The organism is Anaerococcus sp. AGMB09787 (assembly GCF_022808955.1).
In the GTDB taxonomy this organism is placed as follows: domain Bacteria; phylum Bacillota; class Clostridia; order Tissierellales; family Peptoniphilaceae; genus Anaerococcus.
Genome location: NZ_JAKZEY010000002.1, coordinates 1 through 13032 on the forward strand (window position 1 = coordinate 1; position 13032 = coordinate 13032).

The following is a 13032-nucleotide window of genomic DNA, read 5'->3' on the forward strand; positions in this document are numbered from 1 at the left end:
GGCGTAGAAATGGTAATGCCAGGAGACAACGCAACCTTCAAGATAACTCTACAAAAGCCAATAGCTCTAGAAGAAGGACTAAGATTCGCAGTACGTGAAGGTGGAAGAACAGTAGCATCAGGAGTTGTTACTAAAGTAGTTAAGTAACTCTCATAAAGAATTAATATCAATATTGGCGGACCTTCGGGTTCGCCTTTCTTGATTAAGGAGATAATATGAAAAAAATAATTCCCTTAATGCTTGCTTTAACATTTGCTTTGGCTGGATGTAATTTTTCTGAAAATAAAGGGCCAGTAGAGGAAAATATCGAAGTAAGCGAGAATAAGGCAGTAGGAGAGGCAGAAGTGTCCAGCGGGGAAGAGGAAAATCCATCTGAGGATAAAGCAAAGCAAGATAAAAAGGGCCTAGTTAATCAAGCACTAGAACACGAAGAGGGAGTACCTTATGAGGTTGGAGTGACCCCAGATGATTATAATATGGACTACGATACTTCAAGACTCCTATCATTAGAAGATAAGAAGAGTGAGTATTATCCAGAAGATGGAGTCAAGGGACTTTACTTTAACTCATATTCAGTAAACGATCCTGCAACCTTTGATAAGATTATAGGCTTAATCGAAGATACTAGGCTAAATGCGGTAGTCATTGATATCAAGGACGACTGGGGCAATGTTACTATGAACTTTGAAACAGACGATGAAGACATCACTTATTCTAAAATTGATATCATAGACCCAGAAAGCTTCTTAGAGGATATGCATGATAGGGGAATCTATGTTATAGGTAGGATTACAACTTTTAAGGACTCTATCATAACAGAAAAGCATCCAGATTGGGGCTTTACTCTAGAAGATGGTAGCCTATGGAAAAATGGTGCTGAAGAAGCCTTTATGAATCCATTCCTGAATGAAGTCCAAGACTATGATATCAAAATTGCCAAGCTTGCAGCCAAGGCTGGTTTCGATGAAATCCAATTCGACTATGTAAGATTTGCTGAGGGCTTTGAAACCTTTGGTGATACCCTAGAATACTCAAGGGGAGAATATGAAAATGCCGATATGGAAGAAGGGGACAAGAGAGTTTCCGCTATTACTGGTTTTGTAAAACGTGCTAGGGAAGAACTTCAAGAGCTAAATGTACCGATATCTATAGACGTCTTTGGTTATGCCTTACAAGTAGGTAGGGCTGACGGTATAGGCCAAGACTTTGGAGAAATGAGTAACCAAACCGATATAATGAGTTCAATGATTTATCCATCCCACTGGGGAGCTTGGTCCTTTGATATCGAAAAACCAGATCTAGAGCCATATGAACTTGTCAAAAGATACTTAGATGCTGAGCAAAAATACCTATCTAACATAGAACATAAGCCATTATCCCGTCCATGGATCCAGGACTTCACAGCTACTTGGATAGGAGAGGGTAATTGGATGGAATATGATAAAGAAGCAGTTGAAGCTCAAATTCAAGCTATTTATGATTCAGGCCAAAAGGAATTTTTGCTTTGGAATGCATCATCTGATTACACAATGGATGTGGAATACTAATGAAAAAACATAGAGATGCTAATATTTTTATAGAAAAGGTAGCAAGCATCATAGAATTTGCCGTATGCCTTATAGTAATAGCAGGAGTTGTAGCAGGGATCCCCAAGCTAGTTAGCTATATAATAGACTTTTTTAGGGCTGGAGAGCTATCAGATTCATACTTCTTGATGAATGAATTCTTGAAACACGCCCTCCTCCTTATAGTAGGAATTGAGCTAATAGCTATGATCTTAACAAGGAGCCATGAGTCAATCCTAACCCTCATCCTCTTTGTTATAGCCCGCAAGATGCTAGTATATTCCCAAGGACTAACAGATATTTTGATAGGAACTATATCAGTTGCTATAATATTTTTGGTAATGAAATTTGTTCTTTCAGATAAAAAACTTTTGGCTAAGATAGATAACACCTTTGATGCATCTATGCCTATAGAGAGGATAAATAGGGACTTTAATATGAATCTACCTACAACATCATATACCCTAGGAGAGCTGATATATGACCTTGCAAGTCGTGAGGATGTGAGAGTAATCCACGAAAATTCTACTATAGTATATGGTGAATATGTCTACAGGATAGTAACTATTGAAAATGAAACTATAAAAAGAGTTAGGATAGAAGAAAATTAAAGAAAAATCGTCCTAGAATTTTGAAGTGGTCTTTGAGGGGGAATATCCTTTAGTGGCTAGTCCTCTCCGAGCCGGACGGGCTAGTCCTCAAAGAGCCGGAGGGGCTGTACTCTCCGAGCTAGACTGGTTGTCCTCCATGAACTGGCGGGCTTGCCTCCCAGAGCCGGACGGGCTTGCCTCCAATAAAATTCCAGGTCGATTTTTATAGTCTATGTTTTTTTCTGTATTGGTAGGGGGTTACTCCTACTTTTTTCTTGAAGACTTGGTTGAAGTAGGACTGGGAGTTGAAGCCTACTTCTTCAGCTATTTGATCCATAGGGTGGTTGGTTGTTATTATTAAGTTTTTGGCAACGTCTATTCTTCTTAGGATTAGGTAGTCTATAGGTGTTAGACTATAGGTATCTTTAAATTCAGCTATGATGTTGTACTTGTTCATGTAGGCGATGTTTGATAGGTCGTCTAGTTTTATATTTTGCTTAAAATTTTTGTCGATGTAGGATTTGATGAAGCTTATTTGGCTGTTCAAGTTGACATCAGATATTACTTCAAGTTTTTGTTCGTTATTTCTAATTAGCCCTACTATAAAGATTGTAGCGAGGGCGTTGGCCATAGATGTGTTGTAAGGACAAGCTCTCTCATATTCTGTAGTTATCTTTTCAAAAAGTTTAGATCTCATATCTTGGAATTCGTAATCTTTAATATAGTAGTAGGATAGTTCCTTTTCGTCTTCGTCAGACTTACCTATACCAATATTTTCAACTCCAAAACCTTGGACCCTTATCGTGCTAACTTCATCACTAACAGAAATATTATGACCTATATTGGAATTTAATATTAGGAGGTCGCCTTTTCTTACATTTATAGCATCATTTTCTATAAAAAATATTCCTTCTCCTTCTTTTATAAAATAGAAGTAGACAAAGGGACGAAACCATATTTTGGAAGGCATGTCATATTTATACCTACAATCCATGATATCTAGAACCCTAATATTTAAATCTTCATCGTTTATTGCCTTATCATCATTAGAAATGATTTCCTCGTTGTATTGCATTTGCTTCCCCTATAAACGTTTAGTATATCTATATTTTAGCACATTAGTGGTAATTAATTCAAATAAAAACGTTTTAATAATTAAAAATTCATTAACTTTCTTTGTATTAGCTTTAATTGAGGCAAGTAATCTAGGCTAAATTTTATAAATTGAAAAGGTCCTTACTATTAGTATAATTTTACTAGGTGATAAAATGAGTTTAATTTCGGATGCTAAGATAAATGAAATACTGCAAAGCTCTAATATTGTAGATATTATAGGGGAATATGTTGACTTGAAGAGGTCTGGGTCTTCCTATAAGGGTCTTTGTCCATTTCATAACGAAAAAACTCCATCCTTCACAGTAGATGATAAGAAACAATTATTTCACTGCTTTGGTTGTGGGGCAGGTGGAGATGTTGTTTCTTTTATAATGCAAAAAGAAGGCTTGTCTTATCCAGAAAGTATGAAGTTTCTAGCAGATAAGGCAGGTATTTCTATAGACTTTAGCGAAGACCCTAGGCAAAATTCTAAGAATAAGAGGCTCTACCAAATTAATAGGGATGTGATGATGTTTTTCTACAAAAACCTCTTGACTAGCAAGAGAGCCATAGGTTATTTGAAGCAAAGGTCCCTATCTTCTAAGGTTGTCAATAGCTTTATGCTGGGCTATGCCAAGGACAGTTGGGATGATTTGCTAAATTTTATAGAGAGTAAGAATTACAAGAAGGAAGACCTAGTTGACCTTGGTCTTATAAAGAAGTCTAACAAGGGGACCTATTATGATAAGTACAGGGATAGGCTCATCTTTCCTATCATAGATAATATGGGTAGGGTTATTGGCTTTGGTGGAAGGGCCTTGACTGATGCTCTGCCAAAGTATCTTAACTCACCTGAAAATGATGTTTTTAAGAAGCGTTTTAATCTCTATGGACTAAATGTCTTTAAGAAGCAAAAAAGACGAGATATAATCTTGGTTGAGGGGTATATGGATGTTATAGCCCTAAATAATAGGGGGCTTGATATAGCAGTAGCATCCCTTGGGACTTCTCTAACAGAAGATCAGGCCAAGCTCCTTAAGAGATACAGCGATGAGGTATATATAAGCTATGATAGGGATAAGGCTGGTATCAAGGCTACCAAAAGGGCTATAAGCATCTTGAGAGATATAGGGGTAAACCCTAAGATAATTAGCCTAGATGATGGTTATGATCCGGATGATTTTGTAAAAGAGTTTGGCAAGGATGCCTTTGAGAAGAAGATGGTAGATGCTAGCGACTCCTATAATTATGAATATGAAAATATCCTTGATTCCTATGCCAAGGCAGCCGAAAATGAGAAGTTTGATAAGCTTGACTTGTTTATAGAATTTCTCGCTTCTATAAGGAGCGATCTGACCCAAGAGATCTTTATTAACAAGGTTTCTAAGCTCTTTGATATAGATAAGCAAACTTTAAAAGCTTCTATAGAAAGGTATAATAAAAATACTGATTCTAAAGGCAAAAAAGAGACTTTTAGGAGAAAAGATAAGGTTATTGTTAAGAATACTAACAAGGGATTTAACATAAATGAATTAGAAGTTTTGAGGCTATTTTTTAATCAAAGGTCCGACTATGAGGCCCACAAGGATGTCTTTGAGGAAGTCATCCAAGATGAAAAGATTAAAAATGTCAGAGCTTTTTTAAGAGATAAAGATGCAAGTAAGTTTGATCTAGGGGATAAGGACTATAAGTATATTCTAGATTATATAAGAGATAATACCAATCCTATTTTGCCAGATGAATTAATTGATAAGATTAATTTGTATAATAGGAAAAAGAGGCTTAAAAATTTGAAAGTAACAAGTCTTAGTAAGGGGATTAATGATGACTAGTGATCAAAATAAGTTGCTTGATGACGTTCTTAGGGAAATTATCGATGAATTTAAATCGATAAGCGAGTCCCAAGACGGTGTAATAACTTATTCACAAATAGAAACATTTGAAAATTTCAAGGATATGGATGATGAGAGTAAGAAGCTTGTCATAAATGAAATCCTATCCTTAGGAATTGAGATTGTAGAAAAATCTGAAAGCCTTCTTGAAGAAGAAATGGATGAAGTAATCGATGATGAGAATATCGATGACGATGATGATATAGATGAGAATAAGGTAGAAGAAGATCTCAAGAAAAACAGTGACGATATGATGACAGGCATCAAGGTGGATGACCCTGTCAAGATGTATCTCAAGGAGATAGGCAAGGTCAACCTCCTTACAGCTAGGGAAGAAATCCTCCTAGCCCGTAGGATAGAAATCGGTGATATTGCCAAGAAAAAATTAAATAATGTAAAGTTTAACAAGCAAAATAAATTAAAGCTTGCTAATGATATTTTCTTTGGCGACCTAGCTAGGATTCTTAAATCTGCCAATGATGAACTGGTAAGGGATAAAAGACTTGATGATAGGCTCACCAAGGAAGTAGACAGTATTATTAGTATGGGTCAGCTCTTTGATACCCTTATGAAGGGGAATCTCGATAGTAAGAAGGTCGAAGAATTGAAGGCCAAGGTTATGATTTGCTCTATTGCTCAAAATAGTATCGAAAATGATGACCTTGAAGTTACTGAAGCAAACTCCTTGTGTGATTTGTTCGATTCCTTTGACCACATGCTAAATATAACTGACAACGAAGAATTTGTTTCTTTGGTTTACAATTTCTTTAATGATATCTTGTCCAAGGCCATTAACAAGGACCAATTAAAGACTAACGATAGGATGATCCTAGAAGACCTACTAAGTATAGCCAAAACTAGTCAAGAGATTAGGGATGGCAATCTTATTGATGACGAATACTTAAAGGAACTCGATGAATTTATCAGTATAAGGGACTTGGCCTACAAGATTACCCTGGGAGAAAAGCTTGACGAAGATGGCCTTAAGGAACTTAAGAAGGCTGTAATTATTTCTAAGGCTGCCAAGCAAAAATTGGCTGAAACTAACCTTAGACTTGTAGTATCTATTGCCAAAAAATATGTGGGCCGTGGTATGAGCTTCTTGGACCTAATCCAAGAAGGAAACATGGGTCTTATGAAGGCAGTAGAGAAGTATGACTATAGTAGGGGTTTTAAGTTTTCAACCTATGCCACTTGGTGGATTAGGCAAGCCATAACCCGTGCCATAGCAGACCAAGCAAGGACTATAAGAATCCCAGTCCATATGGTAGAAACTATCAATAAATTGGTCAGAGTCCAAAGGCAATTAGTCCAAGACCTGGGTCGTGACCCATCAAACGAAGAGATAGCAGAGCAAATGGGAATCGAGGTAGAAAAGGTCCAAGAGATTAGAAAGATTTCCCAAGATCCTGTTTCCTTAGAAACTCCAATAGGGGAAGAAGATGATAGCCACCTAGGAGATTTTATAGAGGATGACACTGCCATAGACCCAGGAGAGGCAGCCAACTACACCATGCTTCGTGAACAGCTCAACGATGTATTATCCTGCCTAGGCTCTAGGGAAAAACGTGTATTACAATTAAGATTTGGTTTAATTGATGGAACACCAAGGACACTAGAAGAAGTAGGCAAGGAATTTGATGTAACAAGAGAGAGGATTAGGCAGATAGAAGCCAAGGCCCTTAGGAAGCTAAAAAGCCCTAACAAGAGCGATATTTTGAAAGACTTTTTATAATGGAAGATAAAAGAAGATTAGAAGATATAATAAAACTCGTAGATAAAAATAAAAGTGTTATTGATATAGGAACTGATCATGGATTGGTTCCTTTATATTTAGCGAAAAATAAGATAAGTAGCGATATAGTTGCGACAGATATTTCAGAAAAATCCCTTAACAAGCTAAGAGAGGCCTTGGATGATGAATTAAAAAAGGTTATCCAAACTTATGTAACTGATGGTTTTAAGGGATTAGAAAAAAAGCCCAACCAAGTAGCTATAATTGCCGGCATGGGGGCTAATACTATCATAGATATTATAAACAATGACCTAGACTTTGCCCACAACCTAGACTACATGATCCTTGAAAGCAATGTAAATACAGAAAAGCTCAGGGAATTTTTGCTTGCAAATAACTTCTATATAGAAAGAGACTTTATGTCCCTAGAGAAGGAAAAGTATTATGACATCCTTAAGGTAAGGACCGGTAAGGCTCCCAAGGCAAAACTGTCTGAGACCTACTACCCAAAGGATGATATAGCCAATAGGTCTCCTATTTTGGAGGAGAAACTAAGGGAAGACTATGAGAAAAACCTCTTTTTTAGAGACCAGATTATAAAAAATTCTTCAGACAAAAATGCCTTAGACAAGATAAATTTAAAAATCCAAGCCATAGAGGAGGTATATGAAATATGGAAATTAGAGAAGTGATAGAAAAACTTGCAGAAAGATATCCCTTTGACTTACAAGAAAGTTGGGATAATTCAGGTCTTCAAGTAGGAAATCCCATCAATGATGTAAAAAATGTTTTAATTTCCCTAGACCTTGAGGAAGAGGGGATAGATAAGGCTATTGACAAGGGTTGCAACCTAATTATTAACCACCACCCATATTTGTTTAATGGAGTAAAATCAATAGATCTAAGCCAAAATTTCTATAAAAAATTAGAAAAGTTAATCAAAAATGATATAAGTGTCTATGCCTTCCATACCAACTTGGATATGGCTGATGATGGCCTCAATGATAACTTCGCTGCAATTTTGGGTCTTAGAGAAGTAAAGCCCCTAGAGGCAAGTGAGTTTCCAGGCCTTGGTAGGTATGGTTTCATTGACAAAATACCTGCAAGAGACTACCTAAACTTTGTTAAAGAAAAACTCCAGGCATCAGGCCTTGTAGTCTATGGAGATACCAAGAAAGAGGTCTCAAAAATCGCCCTATGTGGAGGAGCAGGGAGAGATGTAATAGAAGATGCTATAGCTAAGTCTTGCGATATGATTATAACTGGAGATGTCAAATACCATGACGGAATGGACCTTGCTAATGAAGGAATAATAATAGTAGACCCTGGCCACTATGCTAGTGAAAACCACGTTATTTATAAGCTTGCAGAAGAAGTAAATGAGATCATCCCTGGTGAGGCCTTTACCTATGCTAAGGGAGATAATTTTAGGGAGTTTTATTAATTGATAAATGTTAAATAAATAGTATATTCTAATATGGAGTAAATCGGATAATCGCGGGATTATATCACGAGGAAAGTCCGTGCACCACAGAGCGAGGATGCTTGATAACGTCAAGTAAGAGTGATCTTCAGGCAAGTGCAACAGAAAGTATACCGCCGCTTTTGCGGTAAGGTTGGAATGGCGAGGTAAGAGCTCACCAGCTATGTAGTGATACATAGGCTATGTAAACCCCATCCGGTGTAAGAACGAATAGGACAGTAGGATGTTGGCTCGACACGGTCCGGTATGGTAGTTCGCTTGAGCCTATTGGTGACAGTAGGCCTAGACAGATGATTATCTAAGACAGAACACGGCTTATAGATTTGCTCCTACATATTGTTAAATATATTTAATAAATGTTACACTTTTTTGGAAAAGTCTTTTTTTGTTTGTCTAACAAACAAGGATTGGAGATTATAAAAGAAAAAGTGTAATTTTTTTGTAACTTTTTCTTGACACTTTTGTTAAAATGATATAAAATATTAGCAGATTATAAATTAGAAGGTCTATCTTGACCTAGAATTGATATATATTATTTTGATTAAAATGTTATGATGGAGGACTCATGAAAAAGAAAAATATAGGTGCAGCATTTACAATTGTAGCAGCACTTACAGCAGGGGCTAGTGCCTATGCCACAACCCTTGATAATTTAGACCAAGATCAACAAACAAATTCAGTTTTAAATGACGTAAGCAATGTAGCAACTTATAACGACTATGACCTAGTTAAGGCAGAATATAGCAAAGAAGTCGCTAATACAAAGGTTGGAGAAAATACTAAAGTAGAAACTAAGGAAGAAAAAGAAGAAAATTTCGCTAAACTTGTAGAAGAAGCTGCAAGAGAAACTTTAGTAGAAGTAAGAGCTGATGAAGAAGAAGTAAGCCTAGAAGAAGAGCCTGTAGAAGCTATCGAAACAAGCCAAGCAGAAATCGAAGAAGAAGTAGTAGAAGAACTCCCAGTTGAAGAAGAAACTCTGGAAGAAGAGGCTTACGAAGAAGAAGCTTACCAAGAGGATACTGAAGAAGATAATAAGGAAGTTGTAAAATACGTAAATACTCCATTATTAAACATTAGATCTTCAAAAGACCTAGAAGAAAATAATGTCATAGGCTATCTAACTGCAGGATCAAAAATTGTTGGATACTCAAAGGATGGATTCTTAGAAACTGAAGATGGTTATCTAAAAGAAGAATTTTTGAGCGATACTTATCCTGAAGAATTAGTAAAGTCTGAAGAAGAAAGACTAGCCCAAGAAAAGGCTCAAAAAGAAGCTGAAGCTAAAAAGGCTGAAGAAGAAAGATTAGCCCAAGAAAAGGCTCAAAAAGAAGCTGAAGCTAAAAAGGCTGAAGAAGAAAGATTAGCCCAAGAAAAGGCTCAAAAAGAAGCCGAAGCTAAAAAGGCTGAAGAAGAAAGACTAGCCCAAGAAAAGGCTCAAAAAGAAGCCGAAGCTAAAAAGGCTGAAGAAGAAAGATTAGCCCAAGAAGAAGCTAAAAAAGCCGAAGAAGAAAGATTAGCCCAAGAAAAGGCTCAAAAAGAATCCGAAGCTAAAAAGGCTGAAGAAGAAAGATTAGCCCAAGAAAAGGCTCAAAAAGAAGCTGAAAATAAAACTTACTACTATCAAGGATGGGTTAATACTGAAATTCTTAACGTACGTGATAGTGCAGGTGGCAACATCATAGGATCTGTCAACAAGGGAGATTATTTTGAAGGAAATACAGAAGGATCATTCCTAGAGATAGATTACAATGGTTCTAAGGGATATATCTCAATGGACTACCTATCAGATACAGAAGTTAAAGCAGACCCAGTAGTAGTAGAAGAAGTCGTAGAAAGTCCAGAAGATGTAGTTGAAGAAACATACGAAGAAGAAATCCCTGTAGTTAACAATGGATCAGCTCTAGGTGCAGTAAATGCAGCAAGTCAATTTATTGGCTATCCTTATGTATGGGGTGCATCAGATCCATCAACAGGTTTTGACTGCTCAGGCCTAACTCGTTATGCCTATGCCCAAGTAGGAGTAAGCCTACCTCACCAATCAGCAGCTCAATATTCTTATGGTTATGAAGTAGACGTAAACAACCTACAAGCAGGAGACTTGGTATTCTTCACAAGTGGTGGAGCAATTGACCACGTTGGTATTGTAACAAGTTCAGATGGAACCTTCATCCACGCTTCAACACCATCAACTGGAGTTATTTATAGTAATGTTTATGACAGCTATTATCAAAGCACACTAGTTGGAGCAAGAAGAATATTTTAATCGATAATTATTTAGACCTTTATTGGGACATCCTAATTGAGGTCTTTTCTTATGTGAGGAGAAGATAATGAATATTTTAACAAGTGATAATATAAAGAAAAGACTAATCGAAAAATTACAAAGTGAAAAAACAGAAAACAAGATCCTAATCCTATCAAAAAATCCAAGTGAAGAGGTTTTATCTTATAAAAATGCCATAATAAAAAGGTGTGAGAAGTTTGAGATTGCTTATATAGACAAGGAATTTGACAAGGAAGGCCAAGAGGAGATCTTATCCTTTATAAATTCTTTCCCAGAAGACTATGGTTTTATAATCCTATCACCCTTCGGAGATGAAGACTTGTCCTACTTAAAGAATAATATTAAACTTAAGGACCTTGATGCCTTTACCTACAAGTCCAAGGGCCTAGCCATGAAGGGGGATAAAAAATATCTGCCAGCCACAGCTAAGGCAGTAACCTTATTTTTGGAGGATAGGTTTGAGGACTTGACTGGCAAAAATATAGTTCTTGCCAACAACACCGAAATTATAGGTAAGCCCCTCGCCTTATATCTAATTACCAAAAGAGCAACCCTTACTGTAATTAATTCATCTACCCAAAATAGAAAAGAAATTATCAAAAAGGCTGATATTTTTATATCAGCCATAGGCAAGGCCAAGTATTTTGATAGGTCCTACTTTAGGGAGAATATGACCCTTATTGATGTGGGTACATCTGTCCTAGATGGGAAAATTTATGGGGATATCGACTATGATAGCCTTGAAGATATGGATATAGATGTTTTGACTAACAAAAAAGGAATAGGAGCTATAACAACCCTATCCCTACTAGAATCTTTATTATAAATCTTATTTATCAAGTTCTTTGACGGCTTCTATTGCTTTTTGAGTATCAGGAAGCTCACTGTTTTGTGATAGGTATTGGACATAGTGGATAGTATTGTCCTTATCTATTACAAAGACAGACCTATTAAGTAATTGAAGTTCGTTCATTATTGTATTATATTTCTTACCAAAATCATTATATATATAGTCTGAAACGAATTTGTTCTTCTCGATATCCTTTACATTACAAAATCTAATTTGAGCAAAAGGTAGGTCGTTTGATATGGTGATAAGGACCACATTATCAGAAAATTCCTTAGCAGCCTTGGTGAATATTGATGTTTGGATTTCACAAACTGAAGTATCTATAGATGGGACTACAGAAATTAGTTTAATTTTGCCATCATCTTCACTAGAAATATAGTCGCTAAGGTCCTTGTTGATAGCCTTAAATTCTGGTGCTTTATCGCCTACCTTTAGTTCTTCACCGTCAAGAGTGATATTTACTTCTCCAAATTTTGCTCTTCTAGTCATGGCACGTCCTTTCTTAATTTAACTATTATAATTATATCATATATGTTTAAAAAAATTAAAGGTAATATTTTTGTAAAAAGTATTATATTAATAAAAATCTTTTAGAAGTAGAATTAATTTGACCTATAAATCTGTCATAGAGAAAATAAATTACCAGGTAGAAATATTATAATTAAGCCTAAATCATTGTAAAAACTCAATAGGTGAGGTATAATCAACTAGTATGAAAAATAAGGAGGCAACATGGCAGAATTAGTATTACAAGCACAAAATAGAGAAGCCAATGGCAAAAATAAAGTAAATAAATTAAGAAATGAAGAATTAATCCCAGGAGTAGTTTACGGAAAAGACGAAGAAAATATCAACGTACAATTTTCTTCAAGAGACTTTGAAATAATTCTTAGACAAGCAGGAACATCAACAATCATTAGCCTAGATATAGATGGAGAAAAGAAAGACGTACTTATCAAAGATTTCCAAACTCACTCTTTCAAAAACCAATATCTACACGTAGATTTCCAAGCAATCAACCAAAACGAAACAATCAGAGTTACTGTACCTGTTGTACTTGTTGGTAGGGATGATATTAGAGTTGAACCTTCAGTTCTAGTACAAAATATTGACGAAATCGAAGTTGAATGTCTACCAAAATACATTCCTCAAACAGCTGAAATCGAAGTAAGTGACCTTCAACTTGGTGAAAACAAAACTGTAGCTGACTTTGATATAGCAAAAGATGAAAACATTACTATCCTTGCAGAAGAAGATGAAGTAGTATGCTCACTACAAGAAGTTAACGAAGAAGTTTCTGAAGAAGGTGAAGAGGAAGTAGCAGAAGCAGCTGACGTTCCAACTGTAGATGAAACAGAAGAATCTGAAGAAGAAGCAGAATAAAAGCTTTTTAACTTATACCCCTAATTATCAAGTAAGTGATTAAAACTATTTGACAATAATAACTAGAGCGGTATTATGAAAAAGTCTAATAGATTTAAATAAACCATAAGAAAAGAAGAGTAGTCTAATGATTTTCTACAGAGAGTCTCTGGTTG

At 36.0% G+C, this 13032-nt stretch carries 11 protein-coding genes, 1 other RNA gene, 1 pseudogene and 1 other annotated feature (1 of these 14 only partly in view); of the genes and pseudogenes, 11 read left to right on the forward strand and 2 right to left on the reverse strand.

Annotated elements, in window-relative coordinates; all coding sequences use genetic code 11:
• The 3 genes and pseudogenes from tuf to MUN42_RS01240 form a co-directional block, all read left to right on the forward strand.
• A pseudogene (gene tuf, locus MUN42_RS01230) lies at positions 1–147 on the forward strand (elongation factor Tu); the annotation flags it as partial.
• Between the two features lie 68 nt (positions 148–215).
• A complete protein-coding gene (locus MUN42_RS01235) occupies positions 216–1547 on the forward strand; it encodes a putative glycoside hydrolase (protein ID WP_243342461.1) in 1332 nt (443 codons plus the stop codon).
• Positions 1547–2176 carry a transporter associated domain-containing protein gene (locus MUN42_RS01240; protein ID WP_243342462.1) on the forward strand — a complete coding sequence of 210 codons (630 nt, stop codon included), beginning with the start codon at positions 1547–1549 and terminating at the stop codon, positions 2174–2176. The genes MUN42_RS01235 and MUN42_RS01240 overlap by 1 nt, the downstream gene beginning before the upstream one ends.
• Before the next feature lie 202 nt (positions 2177–2378).
• Here MUN42_RS01240 and MUN42_RS01245 read toward each other — a convergent pair whose 3' ends face one another.
• Positions 2379–3230, reverse strand: a complete 852-nt coding sequence (locus tag MUN42_RS01245) for an AraC family transcriptional regulator (protein WP_243342463.1) — start codon at positions 3228–3230, stop codon at positions 2379–2381.
• A 193-nt stretch (positions 3231–3423) separates the two neighbouring features.
• Between MUN42_RS01245 and dnaG the strand changes: the two genes are divergently transcribed.
• The 7 genes from dnaG (at position 3424) to MUN42_RS01280 (ending at position 11470) form a co-directional block, all read left to right on the forward strand.
• Complete coding sequence (gene dnaG / locus MUN42_RS01250; RefSeq protein WP_243342464.1) at positions 3424–5082, forward strand: DNA primase; 1659 nt, start codon at positions 3424–3426, stop codon at positions 5080–5082.
• Positions 5075–6877: an RNA polymerase sigma factor RpoD gene (gene rpoD, locus MUN42_RS01255; RefSeq protein ID WP_243342510.1), complete on the forward strand. Its 1803-nt coding sequence runs from the start codon at positions 5075–5077 to the stop codon at positions 6875–6877. Before dnaG ends, rpoD begins: the two co-directional genes overlap by 8 nt.
• Entirely contained in the window at positions 6877–7569 is a 693-nt protein-coding gene (locus MUN42_RS01260) for a class I SAM-dependent methyltransferase (protein ID WP_243342465.1), read from the forward strand. The genes rpoD and MUN42_RS01260 overlap by 1 nt, the downstream gene beginning before the upstream one ends.
• Positions 7551–8321, forward strand: a complete 771-nt coding sequence (locus MUN42_RS01265) for a Nif3-like dinuclear metal center hexameric protein (protein ID WP_243342466.1) — start codon at positions 7551–7553, stop codon at positions 8319–8321. The genes MUN42_RS01260 and MUN42_RS01265 overlap by 19 nt, the downstream gene beginning before the upstream one ends.
• Before the next feature lie 35 nt (positions 8322–8356).
• Positions 8357–8694: RNase P RNA component class A (gene rnpB, locus MUN42_RS01270), an RNA gene on the forward strand.
• 231 nt (positions 8695–8925) lie between these two features.
• The gene (locus tag MUN42_RS01275) at positions 8926–10623 is read left to right on the forward strand and encodes an SH3 domain-containing C40 family peptidase (protein WP_243342467.1); all 1698 of its coding nucleotides are present in this window, start codon (positions 8926–8928) and stop codon (positions 10621–10623) included.
• 67 nt (positions 10624–10690) lie between these two features.
• Positions 10691–11470, forward strand: coding sequence for a bifunctional 5,10-methylenetetrahydrofolate dehydrogenase/5,10-methenyltetrahydrofolate cyclohydrolase (locus tag MUN42_RS01280; protein ID WP_243342468.1), 780 nt, complete (start codon positions 10691–10693; stop codon positions 11468–11470).
• Positions 11471–11473: 3 nt separating this feature from the next.
• Here the strand turns inward: MUN42_RS01280 and tpx are convergent, their stop codons facing one another.
• Positions 11474–11983, reverse strand: a complete 510-nt coding sequence (tpx, locus tag MUN42_RS01285; protein ID WP_243342469.1) for a thiol peroxidase — start codon at positions 11981–11983, stop codon at positions 11474–11476.
• A 243-nt stretch (positions 11984–12226) separates the two neighbouring features.
• Here tpx and MUN42_RS01290 point away from each other — a divergent pair, with 243 nt between their 5' ends.
• Entirely contained in the window at positions 12227–12877 is a 651-nt protein-coding gene (locus MUN42_RS01290; RefSeq protein WP_243342470.1) for a 50S ribosomal protein L25, read from the forward strand.
• A 98-nt stretch (positions 12878–12975) separates the two neighbouring features.
• Positions 12976–13032, forward strand: a binding site (T-box leader); it runs 171 nt beyond the window's last position.